This is a genomic window from Phenylobacterium sp. P4_E10, assembly GCF_056401675.1.
This window is the reverse complement of record NZ_JBFUIW010000002.1, coordinates 21,403-47,298: the sequence shown is the minus strand read 5'-3', so window position 1 is coordinate 47,298 and position 25,896 is coordinate 21,403. Positions and strand designations below refer to the sequence as shown.

The window sequence follows — 25,896 nt, the reverse complement described above, 5'->3', positions numbered from 1 at the left end:
CGGCTTCGCCACCAGTGAAAATCTGCCGCAGCTTACAGCGGAGGGACGGCTACGCCTTGCCAGACTCGTGGCGGACGGCGAGTGTCGCGGCGATGACTGACGCCCCCGGCATCTTGCCCTCCCAATCCATCGAAGACCTGATCGCCACGGGCGCCATCACGTCCTCCCGCCCCTTCGACAAGGATCAGGTCCAGCCGGCCAGCCTCGACCTTCGCCTGGGCGCGCGCGCCTGGCGGGTGCGGGCCTCGTTCCTGCCCGGCCTTGGCCGCACGGTGCCGCAGCGGATCGAGGACGTGGCGATGCACGAACTCGACCTCACCCGGGGCGCGGTGCTCGAGCGCGGCTGCGTCTATATCGCCGAGCTGCAGGAGAGCCTGGCCCTGCCCAAGGGCATCTCGGCGCGGGCCAATCCGAAGAGCTCCACTGGCCGGGTCGACGTGTTCGTGCGGCTGCTGACCAACAATTCCGTGGCCTTCGACGACGTGTCCGAGGGCTATTCCGGTCCGACCTATATCGAGATCGCGCCGCAGACCTTCTCGATCCTGGTGCGAACCTCCACCCGCCTGAACCAGCTGCGCCTGAAGCGCGGCGACCCGCCCAAGCTCTCGGTCCGCAGCGTCGGCGTCGACTTGACCCAGGAGATCGCCGGCTTCCGCGCCCGCCGCCACGCCGGCGTGGTCGACATGGACCATGTCGATGGCCACGATCCCAGGGACTTCTGGGAGCCTCTGCTGCCCCGCCGTGGCGAGCTGCTGCTCGACCCCGGCGAGTTCTACATCCTGGCCTCGAAGGAAGCGGTCGAGATCCCGGTCCTCCAAGCTGCCGAGATGACGCCGATCGATCCGTCGGTCGGCGAGTTCCGGGTCCACTACGCCGGCTTCTTCGATCCGGGGTTCGGCACCGAGGAGGCCGGGGGCGTCGGCGCGCGCGGCGTGCTCGAAGTCCGCAGCCACGAGACGCCCTTCCTGCTGGAAGACGGCCAGACCGTCGCTCGGCTGGTTTATGAGCCGCTGACCGCTAAACCTGCCCGTCTCTACGGCGACAACGGCTCTCACTACCAGCGCCAGGGACTCAAGCTCTCCAAGCATTTCCGGGTCTGGAGCTAGCCACGTGCTATGCTGGGAGGCGCCTTCAGAGGAGGGCCTCCCATGCTCAGGCTGGACCACGTGGTGTTTCCGATCCGCGATGCGGGCGCCAGCCTGGCCTTCTATCAGGACGTCCTCGGCCTTGAGCTGGTCGAGGCGCACGAGGGCGACGACTGGGGCGCCTACGCCTGGCTGATGATGATCTTCGCCGTGCCGGACGGCGGCGAGATCGTGCTGGTGGAATTGCGCGGCGCCCCGGCTCCCGACTATCGCGACCTGCCCAACGACGCCCGCCACTACGCGATGTCGACGGCGGCGGTCTCCGACCTGGCGGCCTGGCGCGCAAGGCTAAGGACCGCAGAGGTGCGGTTCTGGGAAGAGGACCACGGGGCCCAGCAGTCGATCTATTTCGAAGACCCCGACGGCGTCGTGCTGGAGATCACCGCGCCGCCCAGCCGGCCCGGCGCGGCGGGCGGCGAGCGCGCCGCCGAATTGGTGCGTCGCTGGCAGGCTTCGCGTTCTTGACCGAGCGGCCTGCGCGCGTCAAAGGCGGGTCATGAACATCCTCCTCGTCGGCTCGGGCGGGCGCGAACACGCGCTGGCCTGGAAGATCGCGGCCTCGCCGCTGGTGAAGCGCCTGGTCATGGCGCCGGGCAATCCGGGCATGGCGGCTCTTGGCGAGCTGCGAGCGCTGAAGGCCACCGACGTGGCCGGCCTGGTCGCCCTTGCCCAGGAGATCGCCGCCGACCTGGTGGTCATCGGACCGGAGGTGGCCGTGGAAGCTGGCCTGGCCGACGCGCTCAACGCGGCGGAAGTGCCCTGCTTCGGTCCGGTCGCAGCGGCGGGACAGCTGGAATCCTCCAAGGCCTTCACCAAGGCCTTCACCGACCGCCACGGCCTGCCGACCTCCGGCTACAAGGTCTGCGAGACGGCTGAAGCGGCCAAGGCGGCCCTCGACGGCTTCCAGCCGCCCTATGTGATCAAGGCCGACGGCCTTGCCGCGGGCAAGGGCGTGGTGATCGCCGAGGGCCGTGCGGAGGCCGAGGCGGCGATCGACGACACCCTTGGCGGCCGCTACGGCGCAGCCGGCGCGCGGGTGGTGATCGAGGAGTTCCTGACCGGTGAGATCGGCTCGCTGTTCGCCCTCTGCGACGGCAAGGACTCGATCGTCTTCGGCTCGGCCCAGGACCACAAGCGCGCCTACGACGGCGAGCTGGGCCCCAACACCGGCGGCATGGGCACCTATTCGCCGGCGCCGGTGTTCACCGACGAACTGGTCGAGCAGGTCCGCACCCGCTTGGCCGAGCCGGCGTTCGCCGGCATCGCCTCGGAAGGCGCGCCCTATAAGGGCGTGCTGTTCGTGGAGCTGATGGCCACCAAGGACGGGCCCAAGCTGGTCGAGTTCAACGTCCGCTTCGGCGACCCGGAATGCCAGGTGCTGATGCTGCGGCTGGAAAGCGACCTGGTGCCCTACCTGCTGGCCTGCGCCAACGGGACCCTGGCCGAGCTGCCGGCTCCCAAATGGCGCGACGAGGCGGCGATCTGCGTGGTGCTGGCGGCCGACGGCTATCCGGAAAGCCCCGTCACCGGTTCGATCATCCGCGGCGTTGACCAGGACTTTGGACCCGAGGTGGTGGTCTTCCATGCGGGCACCTCGCGCGACGCCGATGGGACGCTGCGCGCGTCCGGCGGCCGGGTGCTCAACGTCTGCGCTCGCGGCGCGACCCTGCAGGAGGCCCGCGACAAGGCCTATGCGGCGGTCGACAAGATCGACTGGCCGGGCGGCTTCCACCGCACCGACATCGGCTGGCGAGCTCTGGGCCGGTAGGATCTAGAGTTTCGAAGTTCCGGTACGGAAATCACCAGACCGCTTGCTCCCGCGGCGGCAGGGTCGGTATGGTGGTTCAAACAACTGTACGACTCCGAGGGAACGCCATGGCCGACGCCGCCGAGCAACAGCGCGAACAGCTCAACAGCGGGACCAAGGAGGTGGCCGAGAGCCACCGGTTCGACGAGGCCGCCCTGGCCACCTGGATGCAAGCCAATGTCGAGGGCTATGCCGGGCCGCTGGAGGTGCGCCAGTTCAAGGGCGGACAGTCCAACCCGACCTACCAGCTGATCACTCCGACCAAGAAGTACGTCCTGCGGCGCAAGCCGCCGGGCAAGCTGCTGCCCTCGGCCCACGCGGTCGACCGCGAGTATAAGGTGATCACCGCGCTCTACCCGACCGGCTTCCCGGTGGCCCGCTCCTACGGCCTGTGCACCGACGACAGCGTCATCGGCACCATGTTCTACGTGATGGACATGGTCGACGGCCGGATCCTCTGGGACCAGCAGCTCCCGGCCTATGAGCCGGCCGAGCGCCACGCGATCTTCATGGCCAAGATCAAGACCCTGGCCGACCTGCACAACACCGACTACCAGGCCATCGGCCTGGGCGACTATGGGAAGCCCGGCAACTATATGGGCCGGCAAGTCGACCGCTGGACCAAGCAGTACAAGGCCTCCGAGACCGCCCACATCGAGGAGATGGAGCGGCTGATTGACTGGCTGCCCAAGACCCTGCCCGAGCAGGAGCGCACCTCGATCGTCCACGGCGACTACCGCCTCGACAACATGGTCATCCACCCCACCGAAGCCCGCGTGATCGCGGTGCTCGACTGGGAGCTCGGCACGCTCGGCGAGCCGCTGGCCGACTTCACCTATCTGCTGATGAACTGGGTCAACGGCACGATCGCCCAGATCCCGGACCTCAAGGCCCACGGCATCCCGACGATCGAGGAGGCGGTCGCCGCCTATTGCGAGCGCACCGGCCGTTCGGGCCTGCACGACCTCGATTGGTTCCTCTCCTACAACATGTTCCGGCTGGCCGGGATCTGTCAGGGCATCGTCGGCCGGGTTCGTGACGGCACCGCCAACAGTCCGCAGGCGGCCGCCATGGCCGAGCGCGTTCCGTTGCTGGCGAAGTCGGCCTGGACCTATGCGCAGAAGGCGGGGGCCTAGAAAGCCGCCCTTCGGCATGCGATGAGGCGTTCGGTCGACCGCCCAACGTCCGAGCACGGAGCCCTATGACCGACATTACCGGCGCACCCGAAGTCGTGCGCGAGCGGCCACCGTTCTGGCGCCGTCGTCGTTGGCAGATCGCGGGCGCGGGGCTCCTCGCCCTCGTCGCCCTTGTCGTCTTCATGGTCTGGTCCCTGCCGCTCGGAAGAGCGCTGGAACCCTTGCCAAACCCGACTTTGGTGCTGGTCACCGCCGATGGCGTGCCGTTCGCGCGACGGGGCTCCTACAAGGAGCAGCCGGTCGATGTGACCAAGTTGCCCAAGTACGTCCCGGGCGCTTTCGTGGCCATCGAGGACCGCCGATTCTACAGCCACTGGGGCATCGATCTGCGGGCCCTGACCCGCGCCCTGCAGCGCAACGTCTTGGCCGGCGAGGTCCAGCAGGGCGGCTCGACCATCACCCAGCAGCTCGCCAAGAACGCCTTCCTGACCAACAAACGCAGCCTGCGACGAAAAGCGCAGGAGGCCATGATCGCGCTCTATCTCGAGGCGCGGCTGTCCAAGGACGACATCCTCTCCCGCTACCTCTCGACCGTCTATTTCGGCGACGGGGTCTTCGGCCTGCGGGCCGCGGCTCGTCACTATTTCGACAAGACGCCCGAGACCCTCAGCATCGGCGAGGCGGCCATGTTGGCCGGCCTGGTCAAGGCGCCCTCGCGCCTCGCCCCGACCGAGAACCTCCCCGCGGCGCGTGAGCGCGCCAATGTCGTGCTCGCCACCATGGTCGACGTTGGCACGATCACGAAGGACCAGGCCCGCGGCGCCCGCGACGTCCGCGTCCGCGAGGGACGCGAGAAGCTTCCGGTCGGCTCCTACTTCGCCGACTGGGTCTCTCCCCAGGCCCGCCGCGCCTTCGAGCGCGCCTATGGCGAGGTGCTGGTGCCGACCACCCTCGACTCGGTCCTGCAGGACCGGGCCGAGGAGATCGTCCGCTCGGCGCTGAAGCGTCACGGCGGCTATCTGCACGCCAGCCAGGCGGCTCTGGTGGCCATGCGCCCGGACGGCCGTGTCCTGGCGATGGTCGGCGGCGACGACTACAAGGTCAGCCAGTTCAACCGCGTCACCGACGCCCAGCGCCAGCCCGGCTCGGCCTTCAAGCTGTTCGTCTACCAGGCCGCCTTGCGCCAGGGCATGACGCCCGACAGCCTGATCCTCGACGCGCCGGTGACCATCGGCGATTGGTCGCCGAAGAACCACGAAGGCCACTACGCCAATCGCGAGATTCACCTGCGCAACGCCTTCGCCGGCTCGTCCAACGTGGCGGCTGCGCGGCTGGCGCAGGAAGTCGGCCGCGGTGCGATCGTCAGGGCCGCCACGGACATGGGCATCCGTTCCAAGTTCCCCAACGATCTCACCTTGGCGCTGGGCACCGCGCCGACGACCTTGCTGGACCTCACCGCCGCCTATGCCGGCGTCGCGGCCGGAACCTATCCGGTGACGCCGTACGGCGTGGTGCAGGCTTTCGTTCCGGCCCCGAAGAAGCTTCCGGCCAAGGAACGCGACGAGCTGCTCGACCTGATGCGGGCGGCGGTCACTTTCGGCACCGCCAACGGCGGAAACGTCTCGCAGTTCGCATACGGCAAGACCGGCACGACCCAGGACTACCGCGACGCGCTCTATCTGGGCTTCGTCGGCGACCTGGTGATCGGGGTCTGGGTCGGCAACGACGACAATAGCCCGATGAATGGGGTGGCCGGCGCTGGCCTGCCATCGGAGATTTGGCGCGATTTCGCCCGGTTCGCGATGAGCAAGGGCGTGGTGCGAGCCGGGGGCCGGCAGATCGGCCTGGCGCCGGTCGCACCGCCGCCTTCGACCGAGCCCGAATTGCTTGATGTTCCATCGGCGGAGGGCGAACTGACCGCTGAGACCGCGCCGACGCCTGAGAACACACCGGCCCCGCAACCGCAACCGCAGGCGCCGGCCGAGGCCCCTACGACCTCTCAGCAGCCGATCTTCTAGAGCGTGACAGCCGCAAGTGGAGGCCGGTTGCGGCGCCCGTCACGCTCTAAACTTTAGAATAGAGCCTGTTTATCCGGTTCAAACGGGACCCGTGAACCGGACAGGCTCTAGCGGTAGGGCGCGAGCAGCCGCTCGAGCACCGCGTCGTCTTCGAAGACCGCGCGGACCGGCCAGGCGGTGACCCGCTTGCGCCATTCCGGCGGCAGGCGGACCCAGTCCTTCTCGGTGGTCACCAGACCGGCGCCGAACAGCTCGGCGCGGCTTTCCAGCAGCTTCAGCGCCGCGGCGTCATAGGCGAAGTGATCGGGGAAGGGCAGGAAGTCGGCCAACTCGCAGCCGGCCGCCTTCAACGCCCGTTCGACTTTCCAAGGCATGCCGACGCCGGCGAACCCGACCTGCGGGCCGGGCGGCGGCTGGGCGGCTGGATCGAGCCGCGCGATCAGGATTGGCTTGCTGATCAGCGCCTTCACCAGGGCCGGATCGGGCTCTACCAGGTCGGCCGGCAGCATCAGGACCACCGCATCGGCCCGCGCCAAACCGACAGCCAGGGGCTCGCGCAGCGGCCCGGCCGGGAACACTGAACCGTCGCCCAGCGGCCAGACCCCGTCGCGGGTCTCGCCATCGACAACGACGAGGGACAGCGCCTTGTTCAGGCTGGGGTTCTGGTGGCCGTCGTCCATCACGATGGTCTTGGCGCCGGCCTTGGCCGCCGCCTTGGCGCCCTGCGCTCGGTCGCGGGCGATCCAGATCGGCGCGTCCCTGGCCAGCATCAGCGGCTCGTCGCCGACCTCGGCCGCAGTGTGACGCTTGGGGTCGACCCGCAACGGACCGGGCTCGGACCCGCCATAGCCGCGCGACAGCCCGTGCGCCGCCGGCAGCCGGCTGAGAATCTCGCGCACTACCGGGGTCTTGCCGGTTCCGCCGACGGTCAGGTTGCCCACGCAGATCACCGGCGCTCCAGGGTCGATCGGGTCGGCGCGGGCGATCCGCCGCGCCGTCGCCCAGGTCCATATCCAGGAGATCGGGGTCAGTAGCGCCCGGGTGATCGGCGCAGGCGCGCCTTCGCGCACGTACCACCAGCGCGGGGTCGAGAGCTTCATGCGGGCAGCAGCGGCTTGAGCAGGGCCAGCGCCTCGTCCAGGGCGGCCCCCTGGCGCTGGGCGTAGGCGAGGGCGGCGCGGCCGATCCGCGGACCGATCAGCGGCTCGGCGAGGAGGCCCTTCAGGTCGCGCGCCAAGGCGGCCTCGTCGGCGCACTCGATGGCCGCCACCCGCTCGAACAACTCGGCATAGGTCGAAGCGGCGTTGAAGACGTGCGGGCCGGTCAGAATCTGGGCGCCCAGCCGCGCTGGCTCCAGCGGGTTGTGGCCGCCGATCCCTGGCAGGAAGCTGCCGCCCATCACCGTCACGTCGCAGGCGCGGAACAGCATGCCCATCTCGCCCAGGGTGTCGGCCACATAGGCGGTGGTCTGCGCGGTGAGCGGTTCGCTAGCGGCTCGCCGCGCCACCTGGAAGCCCATGGCGCCCAACAGCTCCGCAACCGCCGCGCCGCGTTCGGGATGGCGCGGGGCGACGATCAGCAGCGCGCCGGTGGCCTGGACGGCCCGGGCGATGATCTCGTCTTCGCCAGGATGGGTGCTGGCGGCCAACACCGTCCTACGTCCGCCAATCGCCGCCTTCAGGCGTTTGAGCTCGGCCGGATCTGCAGGCAACGGAGCGCCGACGGTCTTGAGATTGAGGTGTGGACCGGTGGTGGCGCCCAGGCCGCGAAGCCGGGCTTCGGTCTCGCCATCCTGCGGCAGGATCAGTTCGAAGGCCCCCAGCACCGTGCGGGCGGCCTTTGGAGCCATGGCCCAGCCTTCGGCGCTGTCCCGCGTCATTCGGGCAGAGATCAGCGCCTGCTTCACGCCTTTGGCCCTGGCCTCCAGGATCAGGTTCGGCCAGAGCTCGCTCTCGACCTGGATCGCCGCATCGGGCCGCCAGTGGTCGAGGAAGCGGCGCGCGACGCTGGGCGCGTCGACCGGCGCATACTGGTGGATCACGCCGGGCGGCAGGCGCTTGGCCAGCAGTTCCGCCGAGGTTCGCGTGCCGGAGGTGACCAGCAGCGCGAGGCCCGGCCGTGTCAGCGCTTCGGCGAGCGGCAGCAGGGACATGGTCTCGCCGACGCTCACCCCGTGCAACCACACCAGAGGCCCGGCGGGACGCGCCTGGCTGGCGTAGCCCATCCGCTCCCCGACCCGCTGGGGGTCTTCCTTGCCGGCGGCGGCGCGCTGGCGCAGCAGCACCGGCACCAGCGGTTCGACCAGGCCCGTGGCGAGGGCGTAGAGGCCAAGGGAAAGCGGGCGCAAGGCGCTCTACTCAGATCGCGTGGACACGAGCGAGCCGGCAGGACGCCGAATGGCCGACCTCCACCTGCAGAGTGGAGTGCCCGATCCCGAACGTGCTCGCCAGGCCCTCGCAGGTGTCGTGCAGAAAGGCGTCGCCCTCGAAGTTGTCCGGCCGGGTGACATGGGCGGTCAGTGCGGTCTCGGTCGTGCTCATCGCCCAGATGTGGAGATCGTGAACCTCGGTCACGCCGGGCCGGGCCAGCAGCCAGGCGCGCACCGCGCCGACGTCCATACCGCGCGGGGCGGCGTCGAGCGCCAGGTCCACGGACTCGCGCAGCAGGCCCCAGGTTCCGAACACGATCACCGCGGCGATCAGCAGGCTGAGCGCGGGATCGATCCAATCGAACGCGGTCAGGGCGATCAGCCCGGCGCCGATGACTACGGCGAGCGACACGGCGGCGTCCGCAGCCATGTGCAGGAAGGCGCCGCGCACGTTCAGGTCCTCGTGCCCCTTCATGAACATCAGGGCGGTGGCGGTGTTGATGGCGACGCCGATGGCCGCGACGATCATCACCGGCCAGGTGGCGATCGGGGCCGGCTCCGCGAACCGATGCAGCGCCTCGGAAACGATCACTCCCACCGCCACCAGCAGCATTACGGCGTTGGCCAGCGAGGCCAGGATGGTGGCTTTGCGCAGGCCATAGGTCCGGCGCGCGGTCGGCGTCGACTTGGCGAGGATGGTCGCGCCCCAGGCCAGCAGCAGGCTGAGCACGTCCGAGAGATTGTGGCCGGCGTCGGCCAGCAGCGCCAGCGAGCCCGACCACAGTCCGACCCCGGCCTCGGCCAGCACGAAGGCGAAGTTCAGGCCGACGCCGATCGCGAAGGCGCGGCCGAAGTCCTTGGGCGCATGGCTGTGGCCGCCCGGCCCATGCGAGTGGCCGTGCGAATGCCCGTGCGCATGGCCATGGGCGTGCGCGCCATGTCCATGATCATGGTGGTCATGATCATGGTCGTCGTGACTGTGCTCGTGGTGCTCGTGAGCCATGCCCCTATGTGTCACCCCGCGGCGACCGGATCAACGCCGGGCGACCAGGGCTTCGGCGCGAGCGGTGGTGGCTGTCAGTTTGGCGGACAGATCCGCGATCAGGGCGGCGATCGCCGCCTCGTCGGAGTCAGCGGGGACGTAGAACGGGCCGTCCCAGGCGGTGGCGCCGCGTCCGAACGGCCAGGCGAGGGTCACCTTGTCCCAAGTGTCGAGCACGACGCCGGGCGAGACAGCCACGCCCATCAGGTAGATCGGAGCCCCGGTCTTTCTGGCGATCTGCAGCGCGCCGGGCGCGATCACTTCATTCGGGCCGCGCGGGCCGTCGGGCGTGACGATCAGCACGCCGCCTCCATTGACCCAGTTGATCGCCTCGCGGATGGCGGCGACGGCGGCGCGCGCCTTGGCGGCGTCGCCTTTCTTGGCCGAGGAGGTGCGGATGGACGGAAACCGTGCGCGTGACAGGGCCTTGGCCACGAACTCGCCGTCGGCCGAGGGCGAGACCATGCAACGCACCTCGTCGCGCTTCCACCAGATCTCGGCCAGACCGAGGGAGAGTGGGATCTTGCCATGCCAGAAGAGGCCGATGGCCGGCCTGCCGTTCTCCAGAGCCGGCGCGACGCACTGGACATTGTCGTGGGTCCAGCGCCGGGTGCGCCGGGTGATCGCCAGATGCAGCCACAGCGCCCAGCCCAGGAAAGCCTGCACCCCGGGGTTACGCAGCAGGTTCTTCAATGGGCAGGCTCCGCGTCCAGATCCTGGCTCTTGGCCAGGCGGGCGTAGAGGCCGCGCTTCTTGATCAGGCTGTCGTGGTCGCCGCGCTCCACCACCTTGCCCTTCTCGATGACATAGATCCGGTCGGCGCCGCGCACGGTGGAGAGCCGGTGGGCGATCAGGATGGTCGAGCGCCCGGCCATCAGCCGCGCGAGCGCCGCCTGGACCTGGGCCTCGCTCTCGGTGTCGAGCGCGCTGGTCGCCTCGTCCAGCAGCAGGATCGGGGCATCCTTCAGGAAGGCACGGGCAATGGCGATGCGTTGCCGCTGGCCGCCCGACAGTCGCGCGCCGGCCTCACCCACCAGGGTTTCGTAGCCGTGGGGCAGCGTGCCGATGAACTCATGCGCGGCCGCGGCCTTTGCGGCTTCGACGATCTGCTCTTCGGAGGCGTCCGGCCGGGCGTAGGCGATGTTGGCCCTGATCGTGTCGTCGAACAGAAACGGCTCCTGCGTGACCAGGGCCACGTGATCGCGCAGCGAGGCCAGGGTCACGTCGCGGACGTCGGTTCCGTCGATGGTCACCCGGCCGCTGGTGGCGTCGTAGAAGCGCGGGATCAGGTTGAGGATCGTGGTCTTGCCGCCGCCCGACGGGCCGACGAGGGCGACGGTCTCGCCGCGATGGACCTCGAAATCGACGCCCTGCAGCGCCGGCCGGTGCTCGGCGCTGTAGCTGAATCCGACGTCCTCGAAGCGGATCGTGGCCTCGCCGATCTTCAGCGGCTGGGCGCCAGGCTGTTCACGCACCTCCGGTTCGACGTCCAGTGAGGCGAACAGGCGGCGCGCCGCCGAGAAACCCTCGGCCATCACCGTCTGCAGGTTGGCCAACTGGCGCAAGGACTGCGAAGCCAGGCCGAGCGCGCCGATGAAGGCGACGAACGCGCCGACGTTCATGCCGCCGGTCTGTGAGCGCCAGCCGGCGTAGGCGATGACCCCGGCGGTGATCAGGGTCATCAGGGTCTCGGTCGCCGGCGCGGCCCGGGCACGGGCGTTGGCGCCCTTCACCAGGTGCTTCTGCCGCCGCTTGATGACCTCTGCCACGCGCTCTTCTTCGTAGGCTTCGCGGTTCTCGATCTTCACCACCCGCACGCCGTCCAGGCTCTCCATGATCGCGGTGGAGAGGGCGGAGGTCTCGGCCATGGCCCCCTTGGTGGCCTTCACGGTGCGCTTGGAGAACCGCCGCATGACCCAGGCCGACAGCGGGGCGGCGACGACCAGCACCATGGACAGCGCCGCATCGTTGCCCATCATCACCACGATCGCGCCGATCACGGTCAGCAGGTGCTGGGTGTAGTTGATCACACCGGCGGTCGCCGCCTCGCGGATCAGGCCGGCGTCGTAGAGAACCGAAGAGACGAAGGAGCCGGTGTGGCCGGCGCGCAGCCGCGCCAGGTCGGCCCGCACCAGCTTGCCGAACAGCTGCACCTGCACCTGGCCGACCACTTCGTTGCCGATGCGGTTGACCTGGCTGGCCTGGATCACCTGGGCGAGGCCCCGTGCGATGGCTAGGCCGGCGATGGTCAGCGGCACGGCCAGCAACGTGCCGGGCTTGTGGTTGACCAGCAGGTCGTTGATCGCCGGCTCCAGGATTTGGATCAGACTGGCGCTCAGGTAGGCGACCGCGATCGCCGCGATCATCGCCACCGTCCAGCCCTTCCACCGGGGGGCCATGTAGGTGCGCGCGATGCGGCCGATGACGGCGCGGGTCGAAAGTTCGGCGGCGGGCTCGCTCATTGGTCCTGGGGTCGGCTGTCGGGGCGTCGAAGTCAAGAAGGCGTCTTGGCCCGGCGCAAAGCCGGCATATGGTGTTGCCGTGTGCGAAACGGAGTGCGGAATGCAAATCTGCGGCGTAGCGGCCTGAGGGAGAAGAAGGATGCCGATTGTCCCCCTGATCCTGATCGCGGCCCTGGCCCAGACGCCAGTCGCTGAACCGGGCCTCTCGAAGGCGCAGAACGCCGCTATCGCCAAGGCCATCGCCGCTCTGAAGACCCCCGAGGAGCGCAACCTCGCCGCGGGCTGGAGCAACGCCAAGAAGGTCGCCGAGGTGATCTGCCGCCCTGCGGCGCTGCCGGCGCTGAAGAAACAGGTGCCCGACGCCGACCGCGTATTCCTCGGCACAGACGATCCGACGACCCTCACCCTGGTCAGTATCCGCAGCCTGACCGGCGTCGGCACGGTGCGTTCCGGCTCGGGCTGGCGCGACTTCACCTTCACCTGCGCTCTGATGCCGAGCACCGGCAAGGTCGACGGCTTCACCGCGGTGCTGAAGCCGCAGCTGAGGGGGCCGGCCTAGGACGCGGCGCCGCACCCCTGCTTCCGCCGACGCGGCGAAACCATTATCTAGAGCGCGTCAGGCGGAAGTGGACCCGGTTCCGCCGCTAGGACGTGCTCTAAACTTTTGAATCTAGACCCCTTCTTTCCGATTCAGACGGGTCGTCTGAATCGGTCGGGGTCTAGGGCGCCAAATGCAGGAAGCCCGCTTGGCCGAATTCGACCTCTCCACGCCCAAGGGGCGCACCTCGACCTATCTGGATTATCTCTGGAAGGATCATGCCTATCTGCGCCTGGGCTTCTCCAACGCCCACTGGATCAGCGACGAGCTGGTGCGCACCAACCAACCCTGGCCCCATCAGCTGGCCGAGTGGAAGAAGCGCGGCATCAAGACCGTCATCAATCTGCGCGGCGGGTTCGACGCCAGCTTCCATGCGCTGGAGAAGGACGCCTGCGAGCGGCTCGGTCTGAAGATGGTCGACTTCACCATCACCTCGCGCGAGGTCCCCAGTCGAGCCCGCGTGCACGGCGCCAAGGAGCTGTTCGAGACCATCGAGTACCCGGCCCTGATGCACTGCAAGTCCGGCGCGGACCGGGCGGGCATCATGAGCGTGTTCTACATGCACTTCCGCAAGGGCCTGCCGATCCGCGAGGCCCTTGAGCAGCTGCACATCCGCTACCTGCATGTGAAGCAGGGCAAGACCGGGGTGCTGGACTACACCTTCGAACGCTACCTGGCCGAGGGCGAACCCAAGGGCCAGACCTTCCTGGAGTGGGTGGACAGCCCAGCCTACGACGAAGCGGCCATCAAGGCCGACTTCCGGGCCCAAATGTGGGGCCGCCTGCTCACCGAGGGTATCCTCAAGCGCGAATAGGCGGCCGCCGGGCCTCTAGTCGTGCTCGGGGTCGTTCTCGGGATCGAGCAGCTTGTGGGCGTGGATGATGAAATAACGCATCAGCGCGTTGTCGACGGTTTCCTGGGCCTTGCGGCGCCAGGCGGCCATCGCTTCGCCGTGGCTGGCGTATGCGCCGACGAGGTCGATCTTGGTCAGGTCCCGGAACGTATTATGCTCCAGATCCTCCAGTTCGCCGCCGATGACGAGGTGCAGAAGCTGCTTTTCGGGCATGGTGTTTCCCAATTTGGTCAGTTGGGTAGGTCGATATGCCGGACACGCTCTAGGATCAATGGGGCCAGACGCGGCGCCGCGCAAACTAGGCTCGGTTGCGCGGGTTTGAGGCCGTTATAGGCGAACGGGCGGCCATGATGGTCGCCGACGAAGGCGCCGGCCTCGCGCGCGATCAGGTCGGCGGCCGCCAGGTCCCAATCGAACTTCTGGACCAGGGCCAGGGTCGCGTCGAACGCCCCGGCCGCGATCGTGCACAGGCGGTAGGCGGTGGAGTTGCGGGCCTCGATCCGCATTTCCGGCCAAGGCGTCGGCCAGGCCGGATGGGCGAACATCCGCGCGTCGCCGACCATGCCGCAGCCCTCCACCACATCCTGTTCGGAGGCCCGGATCGGCACGCCGTTCAGGGTCGCGCCCCCTCCGGCCAGGGCGGCGAAGGTCTCGCCGAGATCAGGAGCGAACACTACGCCGGCGATAGGGCGGTCGTCCTCGACCACCGCTACTGACACCGCCCACCATGGCCGGTTCTTGATGAAGGCGCGGGTGCCGTCGATCGGATCGACCACGAACAGTCGCCGACGTTCGCGGCGGGCCGGGTCGTCGGCGGTCTCCTCAGACAGCCAGCCATAGTCCGGCCGTGCGGTGGTCAGGGTCTGCTTGATCTGGGCGTCGGTCGCCAGGTCGGCGTTGGTCACCGGCGAGTCGCCTTCCTTGTAGGCGGTCTCCAGTCCGGCGGTGCGCAACGCCAAGGCCAGGGCGCCGGCCGCCAGCGCGGCCTCGGTGATCAGCGCCAGGTCCTGGGCGGGATCGGTCATCAACGCCCGGCGATGGCCAGGCCGTCGACCAGCAGCGACGGCGAGTTCGCCGATCCCCTGATCTCCAGGTCGGAGCCCGGGATCAGCCGGCCGTAGATGTCGATCAGGTTGCCGGCCACGGTGATTTCCGTGACCGGATAGGCCAGCTCGCCGTTCTCGAACCAGAAACCCGAACAGCCCACCGACCAGTCGCCGGTGTTGCCGTTCAGCGAGGGGCCGAACATTGAGGTGATCAGCAGGCCCTTGCCGGCCTGCGCGATAAGTTCAGCCTGGCTCGCCAGTCCGGGCTCGAGGGTGAGGTTGGTGGTCGATACACCCGGCGCCCCGGCCAGCCCGCGTGAGGCGTGACCGGTGGTCTGCAGCCCAAGCTGGCGGGCCGACGACGAATTCATCAGCCAGGTGGTCAGCACCCCGTCGTCGATCAGCGACCAGCGGCGGTTCTCGACCCCTTCGTCGTCGAACGGCGAGGAGCCGAGCCCGCGAACCTTGTGCGGATCGTCGACGATGTTCACGCCCTTGGCGAAGATCTGCGCGTTCAGCTTGTCCTTCAGGAACGAGGTGCCGCGGGCGATCGAGGGGCCGGAGATCGCGCCGATCAGCGGGCCGATCAGCGACATCGCCACCCGGTTCTCGAAGATCACCGGCGCCGTGGTCGAATCGATCTTGCGCGCTCCGAGGCGCTGGGCGGCCCGGCGGCCTGCTTCCTCGCCGATTGACTGCGGGCTCGGAAGGTCGCCGCGCCAGCGGGTGGAGCGGCCATCATAGCCGCTCTCCATGGTCTCGCCGTCGCCGGCCACGACCGAGGCGGTGATCGAGAACGCCGAGGCCTTGTAGATTCCGGAGAAGCCGCTGGAGGTCACCAGCCGCCAGGTGGACGAGGAGGCCGACGCCGAGCCGCCCTCGGAATTCGTCACCTTCGGATTGGCGCGGGCGGCCTCTTCAGCGGCGCGCGCCACTTCCTCCAGCGATTCAGGGGAAGGCTCCTGCGGGTCGTAGAGCTCGAAGTCGGCGAACGGCCCCTTGGCCAGCCGATCCTTCGGCGCCAGGCCGGCATAGGGATCCTCCGGCGCCAGCTTGGCCATGGCCACAGCCCGCTCGATCAGCTTGGCGCGGGCCTCGGGTGAGATGTCAGATCCGGAGACGGTGGCCTGGCGTTGGCCGATGAAGACCCGCAGGCCGAGGTCGCGGCTCTCTTCGCGCTCGACCTCCTCCAGTTCGCCCAGGCGGACATTGATGCCGAGCGCTGCGCGCTGCGCGCCCACGGCTTCGGCGGAATCCGCGCCGGCCTTCAGGGCGGCGGCGACGACATCGGCAAGCAGGCTCTCTTCCATCCTGGCCATATGGCCAGATGCGCAGGCCGCCGCAAGCGCGGAAGGGCCCGACGGGCGCGCGGCTAGGCGATCGCGTAGAACAGCAGCGCCACGCTGGCGAACACATAGGCCAGCCAGGTCAGGGTGACGCCGATCGATCGGGCGAACGAGGCCCCGCCGCTCCGCGACAGGCCGAAGCCGTGCAGGCAACGGCCGGCGAACAGCATCAGGCCGGTCAGGTGGATCGCCAGCGGCGGGGCGTCGACCAGGGCCAGCACCGCGATGCCGATCAGGGCGGCGGGCACGTATTCGGTGGCGTTGCCGAACGCGCGGATCGCCTGGGCGAGCTCAGGAACTCCGCCGTCGCCCAGAGTCACCTTGTGCCGCTGGCGCTGGCGTACGACCAGCAGCGACAGGACCAGCAAGAGCAACAGGTGCAGGCCGACCCACAGCGCCGCTGCGTGGCCCGAAGTTGCCGCTTCCATGGATGGTCCCTCACTCGCCCCCGCGAAGCCTGACAGTTGGGGGCGGTTTCCTCAAAAGGGCAAGGGCGCGGATTGGGAGTTCGGCGTACTCAGACCGGCTCCCCGCCGCCCGGCAGCCCCAGCCGCGCCCACTTCTCCGTAACCGCGTCGACAGTCGCCTGGTCCATGCCCAGCTTCTCGCCCCATTCGCGTTTGGTCTCGGGCGGCCACTTGTTGGTGGCGTCCAGGCCGATCTTCGACCCCAGTCCGCTCTCGGGCGAGGCGAAGTCGAGATAATCGATCGGGGTGCCCTCGACGAGAGTGATGTCGCGGGCCGGGTCCATGCGGGTCGACAGCGCCCACATGACGTCCTTCCAGTCGCGGGCGTTGATGTCGTCGTCCACGACGATCACCCACTTGGTGTACATGAACTGCCGCAAATAGCTCCAGACGCCCATCATCACGCGCTTGGCGTGGCCGGGGTAGGCCTTCTTCATCGAGACCACGGCGATCCGGTAGGAGCAGCCCTCTGGCGGCAGCCAGAAGTCGACGATCTCCGGAAACTGCTGGCGGAGCAGAGGGATGAACACCTCGTTCAGGGCCTCGCCGAGTACGCTCGGCTCGTCCGGCGGCCGGCCGGTAAAGGTGGTCAGATAGATCGGGTCCTTGCGCATGGTGATGGCGCTGACCTTGAACACCGGGAACTGCTCGACCGAGTTGTAGTAGCCGGTGTGGTCGCCGTACGGGCCCTCGTCGGCGTACTCGTCCAGCATTACGTGGCCTTCGATGACGATCTCGGCCTGGGCCGGGACCAGCAGCGGCACGGTCTTGGCCGGGACCAGGTCGACCTTGGCGCCGCGCATCAGCCCGGCGAACTGGTATTCCGACAGGGTCTCGGGCACCGGCGTCACCGCCGCCAGGATGGTGCCGGGATCGGCGCCGATCACGACCGCGGCGGGCAGGGCTTCGGGCTTGCCGGCCGCCTTCCAGCGGCGGTGGTGCATGGCGCCGCCGCGATGGGCCAGCCAGCGCATGATCGTGCGGTCCTTGCCCAGCACCTGCATGCGGTAGATGCCGAGATTGTAGTCGTCCTCGCGCTCCTCGGACGGGCCCTTGGTCACCACCAGCGGCCAGGTGATCAGCGGCGCCGGCTCGCCCGGCCAGCAGGTCTGGATCGGCAACGTGGTCAGGTCGATCTGGTCGCCGGTCAGCACGACGTCCTGGACCGGCGCCTTCTTCACGGTGGCCGGCCGCATCGACATCACCGTCTTGGCCAGCGGCAGCATCTCGAAGGCGTCCTTCAGGCCGCGGGGCGGCTCGGGGCTGCGCAGGAACGCCAGCAGTTCGCCGACCTCGCGCAGTTCACCGGCGGTGGTGCGCTCCTGGCCTTCCAGGGTGACGCCCATGGCCACCCGCTTCACGGTTCCGAACAGGTTGACCAGACAGGGCATGGTCGAGCGCTCGCCGTCGGCGCGGATCACGTTCTCGAACAGCACCGCCGGACCGCCGGTCGCCAGCAGCCGGCGCTGGATCTCTGTCATCTCCAGCACGGTCGACACCGCCTCGGTCACCCGAACCAGCTCGCCCGCAGCTTCCAGCTTGGCGATGAAATCTCTCAGCGACCGGTAGGCCATGCGATCTCCATTCGTCTTGAGGTTGGTCTAAGGCGCAGCCGGGCTGGTGTCACCTGCGGGCGGCCGGTAGAATCCCGCTCGTCATGAAGCGCATCGATCTCGACGACCTCCCGCCCAAGCTCGCCCAGCTGCTCACCGGCCTGCAGGAGGGCGAGGAAGTGCTGCTGGTCCAGAACGGCGGGGTCGCAGGGCGGCTGGTCGGCGGCGCAGCGCCCCGGCCCGAACCTGAGCCTGAACAGCCCAGCAACGAACGCGCCGCCGAGATCTTCGAGCAGTTTCGCTCGGCCATGGAAGACGAGTTCTAGATCACGCCCTTTTGGGTTGGCGCGGGTGGCGCAAAGCCCATATCTGTCAAGCGTTGTGGCGCGACGAGGCCGCAGAGCCTCCCGGCTGCGACAATTTTCGACAGTAGGGAAAACGCCATGCTCAAAATAATCGCAGTTTCGACTGCGTTCGCCCTTGCGGCGGGCGCCGCCAGCGCCGCGCCGTTCGGCTTTGGCTCGACCGTCGTCAGGGTCGGCGGCCTCGATCTCAGTGATCCGGCCGATGTCCGGCGCCTCGAGCGGCGGCTCGACGCGGCCGCACTGGAAGTTTGCGGCGCGCCCCGCGGCAGCGTGCGGATGGTCAGGATGTCAGTCGCCCGTTCCGACTGCTTCCGCGAGACGCGTGCACAAGCGGCTCAGCAGACAGGTCTGGTCGCGCACTAGCGCCTACTCGTCGTCGTCATCTTCGTCGGCGCCCAGGACCTCGTTCAGGGCGTCGATGATCGCGTCCATCTGGTCGGGCGTGACGTCCAGGGCCAGGGACTCGCCGCCGGCCGCGGCTACCGTCAGTAGATAGCCTTCGTCGGTTTCTTCGAACTCGAAGCGTTCGAGGGGCTTGGGCTGCGCCATGGGAATCTCCTGCCGGGGGTCTAGGTTCTTCAGGCTCGCGCCGCGTCGAACGCCTTGATCATCGCCTTGGGAGCGATCTGGCGCCATCTCTGTTCCAAGAAAATCTGCGCGGGGCAGTCTCAGCCGCGGGCCGCATCGACTTCCTTGACCAGCTTCTTCGGGGCGATCTTGCGCCAGCGCCGGTCCAGGAAGTTGTGCAGCGATCCCGGGTGCAGGGTGTCGATCCGCGCCAGCACGCTGGGATAGTCCTTGTAGTGCGGTGTGACGTGGAAGGTGGCGGGCTCGGCCTCCATCAGCATCTCGCGCTCGTCGTGGCTGACCTCCAGCAGGACCATGCTCTGGTCCTCGCGCCGCAGTCGGGTGAAGAACTTGCCGTTCACCTTGAACGAGGGCTGGCCGTAGGAGACGCCTTCCTCCGCGCCGGGAAAGGCGAGGACGATCTCGCGCATTTCGTCGGGGGTCATGGGACGTCCCTCTTGGTCGGAGACGACAGCTTCACCCCATCGGCGCAGGCGTCAATTAGGATCGCCATGCGCTTGGCGCGGGTCGCCGCGCCCATGGCGCTGACCACGCGGTGGATCGCAACCTTGCGATAGGAAGGCGCGAACGCCTGGAAGTTGGCCCAGGCCTTCCCGTTCGCCTGGAACTGCGCCACCTCCGCGTCAGCGAACGCCTGCTCGCCACGTTCATGGGAGTATTGCAGCGTGCGGGCCTTGCCCGCCTCGAATGCCGCTAGGCCGGCCGGATGGACCAGGCCCTGCGCCTGAAGCTCGGCGATCCGCTTGATGTTCACTTGGCTCCAGATGCCGCCCCGCCTTCGGGGCGTGAAACGAATGCGGTAGCTCTCGGCGTCGATCGAGTGGCGCACCCCGTCGATCCAGCCGAAGCACAGCGCCTGGTCGACAGATTCAGGCCAGGTGATCGAGGCCAGCCCCGTCCCCTTCTTGCGAAACCCCACCGACAGTTCTGTCGCGCTGTCGTGGTGCGCCTGCAGCCAGGCGCGGAATTCGGCGGGGGTTTCGAAGAAGGTCGGGCCGCTCATCAGTAGGCCAGGGCGACGCCGTCCTTGCGCATCTCGGTGGCCGCGGCGTAGCGGCCCGGCCAGCGCTCGATGGCCTGATAGCCGCCATAGCCGCCGGGATCGGCCGCCATCTTCCAGCCGAGCGCGGCCAAAGCAGCGCGAGTCGCCTCCGGCACGCCGCTCTCCAGGTTCAACTCCCCGGTTCCGTCGCCCGCCTCGCCGGTCGGCTCGGGCGAGCCGCCATGGTGCCAGCGCGGGCTGTCGCCGGCCTCCTGCACGCCGAGGCCGAAGTCGACCATGTTGGAGATGATCTGCGCCTGGCCCTGGGGCTGCATGTCGCCGCCCATCACCCCGAACGACAGCCAGGGATCGTTCCCCTTGGTCGCAAAGCCCGGGATGATCGTCTGGAACGGCCGCTTGCCCGGCGCATAGATGTTGGCGTGGCCGTCGGTCAGCGCGAACAACTCGCCGCGGTTCTGGAACATGAAGCCCAGCCCGTCCGGCGACAGGCCCGAGCCCATGCCGCGATAGTTCGACTGGATGATCGAAACCATCATCCCGTCCTTGTCGGCGGTGGTGAAATAGGTGGTGTCGCCGCGGCTCGGCGCCTGGCCAGGGAACAGGCCGGTGGCGATCTTGCCGGGCGAGATCAGCTTGGCCCGCTCGCGCGCATAATCCTTGGAGAGCAGCCACTCGGTCGGGACTTTGAAGAAGTCCGGGTCGGCGTAGTACTTGGCGCGGTCCTCGAAGGCCAAGCGCTTGGCCTCGACCGCATGGTGGATCGCCGCGGCCGACTGGAAGCCCATCGCCTTGAAGTCGAAGGTCTCCATGATGTTCAGCATCTGCAAGGTCGCCAGGCCCTGGCTGTTGGGCGACAGACCCCAGACATCGACCCCGCGGTAGTTGACCTTGTGCGGCGGATCCCAGCGCGAGTGGTGGTCGGCCAGGTCGGCCTTGGTCATCCAGCCGCCGATCCGCTTGAAGTAGGCTTCGATGGTGGCGGCGACCTCGCCGCCATAGAAGCCCTCGCGGCCGTGCTGGGCGATCAGCCGGTAGGTCCGGCCCAGCGCCGGGTTCTTGAAGATCTCGCCTTCCTTCGGCGCCGCGCCGCCCGCGGCCCAAACTTTCCTGAAGTTCTCCACCTCTTCGATGCCCGCTGTGGGACGGGTGAAGTTCTTCAGCGAGCGGTCGAGATAGAAGGCGACGTTCTGCGAGACCGCGTGGCCCTCCTCGGCGTGGGCGATGGCGGGGGCGAACAGGTCCTTCCACGGCAGCTTCCCGTAGCGCTGGTGCAGCGTCCACCAGGCGTCGACCGCGCCCGGCACGCTGACCGACACCGCGCCGTACGACGGGATCAGGCCGTTCTTGGCGCGGCCGCGCACCGTTTCCAGCGACAGGCCCTTGGGGCTGCGGCCCGAGCCGTTCAGGCCCTCGACCTTGCGGGTCTTCGGGTCCCACAGCATCACGAAGCAGTCGCCGCCGACCCCGCAGGCGATCGGCTCGACCAGGCCGAGCACCGCATTGGCGGCGATCGCCGCGTCCACCGCCGAGCCGCCCAGCCGCAGGGCGTCGATCGCCGCCAGGCTGGCCAGCGGATGGGCGGTCGCCGCCGCCCCGTGCAGCCCCCAGGCGGCGCTGCGCGAGGCGAAGGTCGCGCCGTCGATGCGGTCGCCGCCATGCACGTCCGGGCGATCGCGGTTGGGGTTGGCGGCGCGGCTCTGGGCCAGGGCGGCGGTGGCGAAGGCGGACGCGGGCAGGGCGGCCAGGAAAGAGCGGCGACGCATGAAAGCTCCGGAAAATTGGTCTCTGCGGCTGCACTATAGGGGCAAGAATGCTCCCTGCGCCCTCGATCTACGACCAGGCTGTGCAATTTCGCCGCCGCGTTAGGCTTGCCCGGTTGCTGCGCTGCAGCATGGCGCGCTATAGAGCCCCTTCAGGGGATAGACATGCGTACCATCGAAACCATCGGGATCCCGCTTGTGCTGGCCGCCGCGCTGGTGCTGAGCCACCCAGGCGGCCAAACCTCGGCCGACGACCTCGCCGCTGAAACCTGGATCCTGGAGCAGGACGTCGCCGGACTACTGCACGCCATGAGCAGCCCGTCCCAGGCCTGCTACGCCATGGCCATGCCGTCCGAGCCGGACGACATCTCGCCGATGGCGGGGGCCGACGCCGGTTCGATACTGGCCGCCAACTGCGATCCGAGCACGATCGCCCAGCTGGGCTAGTCGACGTCGCTGAGGATCATCGCGTAGGGGACCATCACCCCGTCGCGTTCGGCATAGCCGCTGACCAGCTTGTGCTCGGGGTTCACCAGGCCAAGATCGACGTCCTCGTGCGGGAACACTACGATCCGCCGGTCGCCGATGCAGACCACCAGCTCCCGGCCGTCTAGGGCTAGCTCCGACATCGCCTTGATCCGCCGGTAATAGGGCTCGCGCTTCCAGGCGCCGGGCTGGGCCGGATCGACGATCACGTTGAGCCGCTGGCCGTTCTTCTCCGTGTACATCAGGAACTTGGCGCGGTCGGGCCGCCAGGCCTCGTCCAGCTTTTCGGAATCCAACCACAGGCAGATGAAGCCGCGGCAGGCCGGCGGGCGATCCTCATAGATCCCGCACCCGGCCGCTCGCCTGAAGTGCCCGCACCAATCGCCGGCGCGCTTGTCCAGCGCCTGGATGGCCAGCAGCTTGCAGCACATGCCGCATTCGCCGCAGCTCTTGCCCATCGCCCCGCCCCCAAACGCTTCATCCGGCTGCGGACGATAGCGGCGGGTCGTGACGGTTCGGCGACGGCCTCAGGTCTCCGACCAGACCGCCATCTCGTTGCCCGACGGATCACGGAAGTGGAACCGCCGACCGCCGGGGAAGCTGTAGATCGGTTTGAGGATCGCCCCGCCGGACGCCTGCACCTTGGCGGCCATGGCCTCCAGGTCGTGGGCGTAGAGCACCACCAGCGGCTGGCTGCTCTGAGCCGCCGCGTCGGCGTCGAACCCTCCGTCGAGGCCTTCCTCGAACGCCGCATAGCTCGGTCCGTAGTCGGTGAAGCTCCAGCCGAATGCGGCCTGGTAGAAGCGCTTGGTGGCGATCAGATCGCCGCCGGGCAGCTCCACATAGTCGATCTTGCCGTCTTCGCGCATTTCGGCCTCCGCAGATAGTTCTCAGTTTGTTCCGATCTAGAGGCTCAGGCCGGTAGAGTCCAGACGGCGGTCTTCTTGACCTCGCGGTCTTCCAGCTCCCGGGTGGTCTGCACCTCGTACTCGGCCAGTCGCTCCAGGCCCACACGGGGGAAGTAGCTGCGGCCCGGATCGCCGATCAGCACCCGCGTCCCGCGCACGTGCGCGGCGGCCAGCCAGTCCATCACCCGGGTGGCCAGCGGCTTCTCGTAACAGATGTCGCCAGCCAGGATGAGGTCGGCGTCCGGCGGCGGCGCGTCCAGCAGGTCCTGGTCGGTGAAGTCCACTCGCACGCCGTTGGCCGCGGCGTTGACCGCCAGGGCGGCGCCGCAGAACGGGTCGATGTCGGCGGCCGTCACATGACCAGCGCCGGCCCTCATCGCCGCGATGCCGACGATGCCTGAGCCGGAGGCGAAGTCGATCACCCGCTTGCCGGCGACCTCTTCGGGGTGGTCCAGGATATAGCGCGCAAGCGCCTGGCCGCCCGCCCAGGCGAACGCCCAGAACGGCGGCGGCAGGCCGATCTCAGCCAGCGCTTCCTCGGTCAGCCGCCAGATCGGCGTGATCTCGTCGGCGAGGTGCAGGGAAAGCTCGGGCGTATGCGGCGGCGCCTGCAGGCGGGTGTTCTCGATGATGAAGGCGCGGCGGCCCTCGTCGGTGGGACTGATCATGGCCGCCCCCTACCACGCCGACCGCCGGGCGGGTCGGGATTCTGCCTGAGGAACCTTCAGCGTCCCGCGCGGCTTTTCCACTGAAACGGGATTGCGCCATGACCACCGACCAAGGATTGAGAGCTCCCAACCCTCTGTTCTCGGCGCGCTTCGCCGGGATCGTCTGGCAGGCCATCGTCGGCCGCGGCGTGGTCGCCATCCTGTTCGGCCTGCTGGCGATCTTCATGCCGGTGGCCGCCGCGCTCTCTCTCGTGTTCGTGTTCTCGATCTATCTGATGGCCGACGGCTTCCTGGCCATCGCCAGCGCCTTCCGCGCCATGCGTCAGCGCCACGCCTGGGGCCTGCTGGCCCTGGAAGGTGTGGTCGACATCATCGCCAGCCTGGTCCTGTTCTTCATGCCCCACCTGGGCATGGTCACCTTCGTGCTGATCGTGGCGATCTGGTCGCTGGTCGCCGGCCTGGTGAAGCTGGTCGCCGCGTTCCGCCGCGAGCCGGTCGCCGCACGCGGCTGGCTGGCGCTCTCGGCGGTGATCTCGATCGGCTTCGGGATCGTCCTGCTGCTGGCCCCGATGCTGGGCGCGGTGGTGCTGACCTGGTGGCTGGGCGTCTACGGCGTGGTGTTCGGGATCGCCCTGCTGTTCCTGGGCTTCAAGGTCCGCTCGATGCGCAACCGCACGATCGGCTAGGCTTTCGCCTGACCCTTGGACGAGGCCAGCTTCAGCACCTTCAGATAGCCGCCGGGCTCGATCAGCATGCTGTCGGCTTCGCCCTTGCTGGTCAGCAGCCGGTGGGCGCGAGGCAGGTTGTAGCAGGGCACATGCATGAACATGTGATGCTCGCAGTGATAGTTCACGTAGTAGGGCGCGATCAGCAGCCGCTCGACGAAGCTGGCCTTGGTGGTCCGGGCCTGGCGCTTGGGATCGGGCTCATTGACGTCGATGCAGGCGTGCTCGGCGATGTTCCGCAGCCGGGTCACCAGCGGCAGCCAGGTGGCCTGCGGCAGCACCCATAGAACCGGCCAGATCCACCACAGCCCGAACGGCGCGCCGACCGCGGTGACGATCGCGCCGAAGGCCAGCCAGCGGCGCTTGGCCTTGATCTCCTGCGCGATGATCGGGACGAGCGACTCGCCGGGCTTGCGGGCCTTCAGACGCGTGACGAAGCCGCCGAACCTCTGCTTGAAAAAGGTCTGGCCGGTCAGGTCGCGGATGATCTTCCGCTTCAGGGAGAGCTGGGTGATCGGGAACGGCGCCGACAGCACCAGGTCCGGATCCTCGCCCTGCTGGGCGAACCGATGGTGGGTCAGGTGATAGGGGCGATAGCGGTGCAGGCCGCCGGGCGTCAGCCACTCGCCGATGAAGTCGTTGACCTTGAGGTTCTTGTGCAGCGCCCCGTGCGCGGCGTCGTGCATCAGGATCGCCAGACCCAACTGGCGGGCGCCGACGATCATCACCGCCAGCGGCAGGGTCAGAGGCCAGACCACCACCATCGCTCCGGCCGCGATGATCAGCGCCCAGGCGTGGGCGATCATCGCCGGTCCGCGCCACCACGACCGCGCCGAGATCGGCGCCCATTCGTCGGCCGTGAAGAAGTCCTTGGGGTCCAGGCGGGCGGCCGCGGCCATCAGGCGATCCTTCCGTGCTGCATCAGCGCCAGCATCTCGGCGACCTCTTCCTCGCCGCTGGCGCCGGTCGCCCCCTCGCGCAGGGCGACGCCCAAAGCCAGTGTCCAGAACCGCCGGGCGGTGGTTGCGGTGTCGTCGCTGCCGTTCCAGCCATGGGCGGTCCGGGTCTCGGCATAGGCTCGGTCGCCCTGCGCATGCAGGCGCTCGAAGGTCCGCTCGATTAGCGGCGCCAGGTCCTGGCGGCGGCGGGTGAGGGACAGCGCTTCGACGAACAGCGCCAGGCCCGGAGATCCGATCACCGTCTCGACCAGGCGACGGTTGTAGTCGCGCCCGGTGCGGGCCTTGCCGGCCGCCTCCTCAGCCTGGCGCGCGACATAGAGCACCTCGCGGCAGGCGGCCTCGACGAACAGCGCCTCTTTGGTGCGGAAGTAATAGGTGATCTGGCTGGGAAACGCCCCGGCCGCGGCGGCGATGTCGGCCACCGAGACCGCGCTCGGTCCCTGCGCCTTGAACAGCTCTACCGCAGCGTCCAGCAGCCGCGAGCGCATGCGCTTGCCGGGCTCGCGCACGGCGCGGACGTCAGCCAGGGATCGCACGCTGCTCATGCGTTATTTGTATGCTGTACAAGTCCCGAGTCAATCAACCCAGGCTAG

General features: G+C 68.5%; 30 protein-coding genes. 11 read left to right on the top strand and 19 right to left on the bottom strand.

From position 1 onward, the window contains the following. The first annotated feature begins 92 nt into the window (after positions 1 to 92). From AC1DQJ_RS02215 to AC1DQJ_RS02195, 5 genes are all read left to right on the top strand, one after another. Complete coding sequence (locus tag AC1DQJ_RS02215; RefSeq protein WP_477599830.1) at positions 93 to 1,106, top strand: 2'-deoxycytidine 5'-triphosphate deaminase; 1,014 nt, start codon at positions 93 to 95, stop codon at positions 1,104 to 1,106. Between the two features lie 42 nt (positions 1,107 to 1,148). Next, a complete protein-coding gene (locus AC1DQJ_RS02210) occupies positions 1,149 to 1,610 on the top strand; it encodes a VOC family protein (protein WP_477599829.1) in 462 nt (153 codons plus the stop codon). Positions 1,611 to 1,641: 31 nt separating this feature from the next. Further along, on the top strand, positions 1,642 to 2,913 hold the full coding sequence (gene purD, locus AC1DQJ_RS02205; protein WP_477599827.1) for a phosphoribosylamine--glycine ligase: 1,272 nt from the start codon (positions 1,642 to 1,644) through the stop codon (positions 2,911 to 2,913). Between the two features lie 107 nt (positions 2,914 to 3,020). Then, positions 3,021 to 4,088, top strand: coding sequence for a phosphotransferase family protein (locus AC1DQJ_RS02200; protein ID WP_477599825.1), 1,068 nt, complete (start codon positions 3,021 to 3,023; stop codon positions 4,086 to 4,088). 65 nt (positions 4,089 to 4,153) lie between these two features. Then, on the top strand, positions 4,154 to 6,106 hold the full coding sequence (locus AC1DQJ_RS02195; protein WP_477599824.1) for a transglycosylase domain-containing protein: 1,953 nt from the start codon (positions 4,154 to 4,156) through the stop codon (positions 6,104 to 6,106). A 107-nt stretch (positions 6,107 to 6,213) separates the two neighbouring features. Here AC1DQJ_RS02195 and lpxK read toward each other — a convergent pair whose 3' ends face one another. Genes lpxK through AC1DQJ_RS02170 form a run of 5 tightly spaced genes read right to left on the bottom strand, consistent with a single transcriptional unit; the run spans position 6,214 to position 11,978 of the window. Then, positions 6,214 to 7,206: a tetraacyldisaccharide 4'-kinase gene (gene lpxK, locus AC1DQJ_RS02190; RefSeq protein WP_477599822.1), complete on the bottom strand. Its 993-nt coding sequence runs from the start codon at positions 7,204 to 7,206 to the stop codon at positions 6,214 to 6,216. After that, positions 7,203 to 8,453: a 3-deoxy-D-manno-octulosonic acid transferase gene (locus AC1DQJ_RS02185; RefSeq protein WP_477599820.1), complete on the bottom strand. Its 1,251-nt coding sequence runs from the start codon at positions 8,451 to 8,453 to the stop codon at positions 7,203 to 7,205. The genes lpxK and AC1DQJ_RS02185 overlap by 4 nt, the downstream gene beginning before the upstream one ends. Before the next feature lie 10 nt (positions 8,454 to 8,463). Continuing rightward, positions 8,464 to 9,477 (bottom strand): cation diffusion facilitator family transporter, encoded by a 1,014-nt coding sequence (locus AC1DQJ_RS02180; RefSeq protein ID WP_477599818.1) that lies wholly within the window; start codon positions 9,475 to 9,477, stop codon positions 8,464 to 8,466. A 30-nt stretch (positions 9,478 to 9,507) separates the two neighbouring features. Continuing rightward, positions 9,508 to 10,209 carry a lysophospholipid acyltransferase family protein gene (locus AC1DQJ_RS02175; protein ID WP_477599816.1) on the bottom strand — a complete coding sequence of 234 codons (702 nt, stop codon included), beginning with the start codon at positions 10,207 to 10,209 and terminating at the stop codon, positions 9,508 to 9,510. Beyond that, entirely contained in the window at positions 10,206 to 11,978 is a 1,773-nt protein-coding gene (locus AC1DQJ_RS02170; RefSeq protein ID WP_477599814.1) for an ABC transporter ATP-binding protein, read from the bottom strand. The genes AC1DQJ_RS02175 and AC1DQJ_RS02170 overlap by 4 nt, the downstream gene beginning before the upstream one ends. A gap of 139 nt (positions 11,979 to 12,117) precedes the next feature. Between AC1DQJ_RS02170 and AC1DQJ_RS02165 the strand changes: the two genes are divergently transcribed. Continuing rightward, positions 12,118 to 12,537, top strand: a complete 420-nt coding sequence (locus AC1DQJ_RS02165; protein WP_477599812.1) for a hypothetical protein — start codon at positions 12,118 to 12,120, stop codon at positions 12,535 to 12,537. Positions 12,538 to 12,724: 187 nt separating this feature from the next. Further along, complete coding sequence (locus AC1DQJ_RS02160) at positions 12,725 to 13,390, top strand: protein tyrosine phosphatase family protein (protein ID WP_477599810.1); 666 nt, start codon at positions 12,725 to 12,727, stop codon at positions 13,388 to 13,390. A gap of 15 nt (positions 13,391 to 13,405) precedes the next feature. On the opposite strand, the gene AC1DQJ_RS02155 is transcribed toward AC1DQJ_RS02160, so the two are convergent. The 5 genes from AC1DQJ_RS02155 to AC1DQJ_RS02135 form a co-directional block, all read right to left on the bottom strand. Next, on the bottom strand, positions 13,406 to 13,642 hold the full coding sequence (locus AC1DQJ_RS02155) for a DUF4170 domain-containing protein (RefSeq protein ID WP_477599808.1): 237 nt from the start codon (positions 13,640 to 13,642) through the stop codon (positions 13,406 to 13,408). 17 nt (positions 13,643 to 13,659) lie between these two features. After that, on the bottom strand, positions 13,660 to 14,454 hold the full coding sequence (locus tag AC1DQJ_RS02150) for a 3'(2'),5'-bisphosphate nucleotidase CysQ (protein WP_477599806.1): 795 nt from the start codon (positions 14,452 to 14,454) through the stop codon (positions 13,660 to 13,662). Beyond that, entirely contained in the window at positions 14,454 to 15,785 is a 1,332-nt protein-coding gene (locus AC1DQJ_RS02145) for a TldD/PmbA family protein (protein ID WP_477600451.1), read from the bottom strand. Before AC1DQJ_RS02145 ends, AC1DQJ_RS02150 begins: the two co-directional genes overlap by 1 nt. Before the next feature lie 62 nt (positions 15,786 to 15,847). Beyond that, entirely contained in the window at positions 15,848 to 16,249 is a 402-nt protein-coding gene (locus AC1DQJ_RS02140) for an MAPEG family protein (RefSeq protein WP_477599805.1), read from the bottom strand. Between the two features lie 89 nt (positions 16,250 to 16,338). Further along, positions 16,339 to 17,862: a UbiD family decarboxylase gene (locus tag AC1DQJ_RS02135; protein ID WP_477599803.1), complete on the bottom strand. Its 1,524-nt coding sequence runs from the start codon at positions 17,860 to 17,862 to the stop codon at positions 16,339 to 16,341. 83 nt (positions 17,863 to 17,945) lie between these two features. Between AC1DQJ_RS02135 and AC1DQJ_RS02130 the strand changes: the two genes are divergently transcribed. Both AC1DQJ_RS02130 and AC1DQJ_RS02125 read left to right on the top strand, forming a co-directional pair. Next, entirely contained in the window at positions 17,946 to 18,167 is a 222-nt protein-coding gene (locus tag AC1DQJ_RS02130) for a hypothetical protein (protein ID WP_477599801.1), read from the top strand. 117 nt (positions 18,168 to 18,284) lie between these two features. Further along, positions 18,285 to 18,569: a UrcA family protein gene (locus tag AC1DQJ_RS02125; protein ID WP_477599799.1), complete on the top strand. Its 285-nt coding sequence runs from the start codon at positions 18,285 to 18,287 to the stop codon at positions 18,567 to 18,569. A gap of 3 nt (positions 18,570 to 18,572) precedes the next feature. Here AC1DQJ_RS02125 and AC1DQJ_RS02120 read toward each other — a convergent pair whose 3' ends face one another. From AC1DQJ_RS02120 to ggt, 4 genes are all read right to left on the bottom strand, one after another. Beyond that, complete coding sequence (locus tag AC1DQJ_RS02120; protein WP_477599797.1) at positions 18,573 to 18,755, bottom strand: hypothetical protein; 183 nt, start codon at positions 18,753 to 18,755, stop codon at positions 18,573 to 18,575. A 119-nt stretch (positions 18,756 to 18,874) separates the two neighbouring features. Continuing rightward, complete coding sequence (locus AC1DQJ_RS02115; protein WP_477599795.1) at positions 18,875 to 19,219, bottom strand: MmcQ/YjbR family DNA-binding protein; 345 nt, start codon at positions 19,217 to 19,219, stop codon at positions 18,875 to 18,877. Then, positions 19,216 to 19,797, bottom strand: a complete 582-nt coding sequence (locus tag AC1DQJ_RS02110; protein WP_477599793.1) for a YdeI/OmpD-associated family protein — start codon at positions 19,795 to 19,797, stop codon at positions 19,216 to 19,218. Before AC1DQJ_RS02110 ends, AC1DQJ_RS02115 begins: the two co-directional genes overlap by 4 nt. Beyond that, on the bottom strand, positions 19,797 to 21,560 hold the full coding sequence (gene ggt, locus AC1DQJ_RS02105) for a gamma-glutamyltransferase (RefSeq protein WP_477599791.1): 1,764 nt from the start codon (positions 21,558 to 21,560) through the stop codon (positions 19,797 to 19,799). The genes AC1DQJ_RS02110 and ggt overlap by 1 nt, the downstream gene beginning before the upstream one ends. A gap of 162 nt (positions 21,561 to 21,722) precedes the next feature. Here ggt and AC1DQJ_RS02100 point away from each other — a divergent pair, with 162 nt between their 5' ends. Beyond that, a complete protein-coding gene (locus AC1DQJ_RS02100; protein WP_477599789.1) occupies positions 21,723 to 22,004 on the top strand; it encodes a hypothetical protein in 282 nt (93 codons plus the stop codon). On the opposite strand, the gene AC1DQJ_RS02095 is transcribed toward AC1DQJ_RS02100, so the two are convergent. From AC1DQJ_RS02095 to AC1DQJ_RS02085, 3 genes are all read right to left on the bottom strand, one after another. Beyond that, positions 22,001 to 22,501, bottom strand: coding sequence for a YkgJ family cysteine cluster protein (locus tag AC1DQJ_RS02095; protein WP_477599787.1), 501 nt, complete (start codon positions 22,499 to 22,501; stop codon positions 22,001 to 22,003). The genes AC1DQJ_RS02100 and AC1DQJ_RS02095 overlap by 4 nt on opposite strands. 69 nt (positions 22,502 to 22,570) lie before the next feature. Continuing rightward, positions 22,571 to 22,912 (bottom strand): VOC family protein, encoded by a 342-nt coding sequence (locus tag AC1DQJ_RS02090; protein WP_477599785.1) that lies wholly within the window; start codon positions 22,910 to 22,912, stop codon positions 22,571 to 22,573. 44 nt (positions 22,913 to 22,956) lie between these two features. Further along, positions 22,957 to 23,619 (bottom strand): class I SAM-dependent methyltransferase, encoded by a 663-nt coding sequence (locus AC1DQJ_RS02085; RefSeq protein WP_477599783.1) that lies wholly within the window; start codon positions 23,617 to 23,619, stop codon positions 22,957 to 22,959. A gap of 98 nt (positions 23,620 to 23,717) precedes the next feature. Here AC1DQJ_RS02085 and AC1DQJ_RS02080 point away from each other — a divergent pair, with 98 nt between their 5' ends. Further along, the gene (locus tag AC1DQJ_RS02080; RefSeq protein ID WP_477599781.1) at positions 23,718 to 24,305 is read left to right on the top strand and encodes an HdeD family acid-resistance protein; all 588 of its coding nucleotides are present in this window, start codon (positions 23,718 to 23,720) and stop codon (positions 24,303 to 24,305) included. On the opposite strand, the gene AC1DQJ_RS02075 is transcribed toward AC1DQJ_RS02080, so the two are convergent. Beyond that, positions 24,302 to 25,243, bottom strand: coding sequence for a fatty acid desaturase family protein (locus AC1DQJ_RS02075; protein WP_477599779.1), 942 nt, complete (start codon positions 25,241 to 25,243; stop codon positions 24,302 to 24,304). The genes AC1DQJ_RS02080 and AC1DQJ_RS02075 overlap by 4 nt on opposite strands. Beyond that, positions 25,243 to 25,848: a TetR/AcrR family transcriptional regulator C-terminal domain-containing protein gene (locus AC1DQJ_RS02070; protein WP_477599777.1), complete on the bottom strand. Its 606-nt coding sequence runs from the start codon at positions 25,846 to 25,848 to the stop codon at positions 25,243 to 25,245. Before AC1DQJ_RS02070 ends, AC1DQJ_RS02075 begins: the two co-directional genes overlap by 1 nt. Positions 25,849 to 25,896 lie beyond the last annotated feature (48 nt).

Bases quoted from the DNA above. Each gene is read 5' to 3' on its own strand.
- AC1DQJ_RS02215 (WP_477599830.1), top strand. From the start codon at position 93: ATGACTGACGCCCCCGGCATCTTGCCCTCCCAATCCATCGAAGACCTG.
- AC1DQJ_RS02210 (WP_477599829.1), top strand. From the start codon at position 1,149: ATGCTCAGGCTGGACCACGTGGTGTTTCCGATCCGCGATGCGGGCGCC.
- purD (WP_477599827.1), top strand. From the start codon at position 1,642: ATGAACATCCTCCTCGTCGGCTCGGGCGGGCGCGAACACGCGCTGGCC.
- AC1DQJ_RS02200 (WP_477599825.1), top strand. From the start codon at position 3,021: ATGGCCGACGCCGCCGAGCAACAGCGCGAACAGCTCAACAGCGGGACC.
- AC1DQJ_RS02195 (WP_477599824.1), top strand. From the start codon at position 4,154: ATGACCGACATTACCGGCGCACCCGAAGTCGTGCGCGAGCGGCCACCG.
- lpxK (WP_477599822.1), bottom strand. From the start codon at position 7,206: ATGAAGCTCTCGACCCCGCGCTGGTGGTACGTGCGCGAAGGCGCGCCT.
- AC1DQJ_RS02180 (WP_477599818.1), bottom strand. From the start codon at position 9,477: ATGGCTCACGAGCACCACGAGCACAGTCACGACGACCATGATCATGAC.
- AC1DQJ_RS02170 (WP_477599814.1), bottom strand. From the start codon at position 11,978: ATGAGCGAGCCCGCCGCCGAACTTTCGACCCGCGCCGTCATCGGCCGC.
- AC1DQJ_RS02165 (WP_477599812.1), top strand. From the start codon at position 12,118: ATGCCGATTGTCCCCCTGATCCTGATCGCGGCCCTGGCCCAGACGCCA.
- AC1DQJ_RS02155 (WP_477599808.1), bottom strand. From the start codon at position 13,642: ATGCCCGAAAAGCAGCTTCTGCACCTCGTCATCGGCGGCGAACTGGAG.
- AC1DQJ_RS02150 (WP_477599806.1), bottom strand. From the start codon at position 14,454: ATGACCGATCCCGCCCAGGACCTGGCGCTGATCACCGAGGCCGCGCTG.
- AC1DQJ_RS02145 (WP_477600451.1), bottom strand. From the start codon at position 15,785: ATGGAAGAGAGCCTGCTTGCCGATGTCGTCGCCGCCGCCCTGAAGGCC.
- AC1DQJ_RS02140 (WP_477599805.1), bottom strand. From the start codon at position 16,249: ATGGAAGCGGCAACTTCGGGCCACGCAGCGGCGCTGTGGGTCGGCCTG.
- AC1DQJ_RS02135 (WP_477599803.1), bottom strand. From the start codon at position 17,862: ATGGCCTACCGGTCGCTGAGAGATTTCATCGCCAAGCTGGAAGCTGCG.
- AC1DQJ_RS02130 (WP_477599801.1), top strand. From the start codon at position 17,946: ATGAAGCGCATCGATCTCGACGACCTCCCGCCCAAGCTCGCCCAGCTG.
- AC1DQJ_RS02125 (WP_477599799.1), top strand. From the start codon at position 18,285: ATGCTCAAAATAATCGCAGTTTCGACTGCGTTCGCCCTTGCGGCGGGC.
- AC1DQJ_RS02120 (WP_477599797.1), bottom strand. From the start codon at position 18,755: ATGGCGCAGCCCAAGCCCCTCGAACGCTTCGAGTTCGAAGAAACCGAC.
- AC1DQJ_RS02115 (WP_477599795.1), bottom strand. From the start codon at position 19,219: ATGACCCCCGACGAAATGCGCGAGATCGTCCTCGCCTTTCCCGGCGCG.
- AC1DQJ_RS02110 (WP_477599793.1), bottom strand. From the start codon at position 19,797: ATGAGCGGCCCGACCTTCTTCGAAACCCCCGCCGAATTCCGCGCCTGG.
- ggt (WP_477599791.1), bottom strand. From the start codon at position 21,560: ATGCGTCGCCGCTCTTTCCTGGCCGCCCTGCCCGCGTCCGCCTTCGCC.
- AC1DQJ_RS02100 (WP_477599789.1), top strand. From the start codon at position 21,723: ATGCGTACCATCGAAACCATCGGGATCCCGCTTGTGCTGGCCGCCGCG.
- AC1DQJ_RS02095 (WP_477599787.1), bottom strand. From the start codon at position 22,501: ATGGGCAAGAGCTGCGGCGAATGCGGCATGTGCTGCAAGCTGCTGGCC.
- AC1DQJ_RS02090 (WP_477599785.1), bottom strand. From the start codon at position 22,912: ATGCGCGAAGACGGCAAGATCGACTATGTGGAGCTGCCCGGCGGCGAT.
- AC1DQJ_RS02085 (WP_477599783.1), bottom strand. From the start codon at position 23,619: ATGATCAGTCCCACCGACGAGGGCCGCCGCGCCTTCATCATCGAGAAC.
- AC1DQJ_RS02080 (WP_477599781.1), top strand. From the start codon at position 23,718: ATGACCACCGACCAAGGATTGAGAGCTCCCAACCCTCTGTTCTCGGCG.
- AC1DQJ_RS02075 (WP_477599779.1), bottom strand. From the start codon at position 25,243: ATGGCCGCGGCCGCCCGCCTGGACCCCAAGGACTTCTTCACGGCCGAC.
- AC1DQJ_RS02070 (WP_477599777.1), bottom strand. From the start codon at position 25,848: ATGAGCAGCGTGCGATCCCTGGCTGACGTCCGCGCCGTGCGCGAGCCC.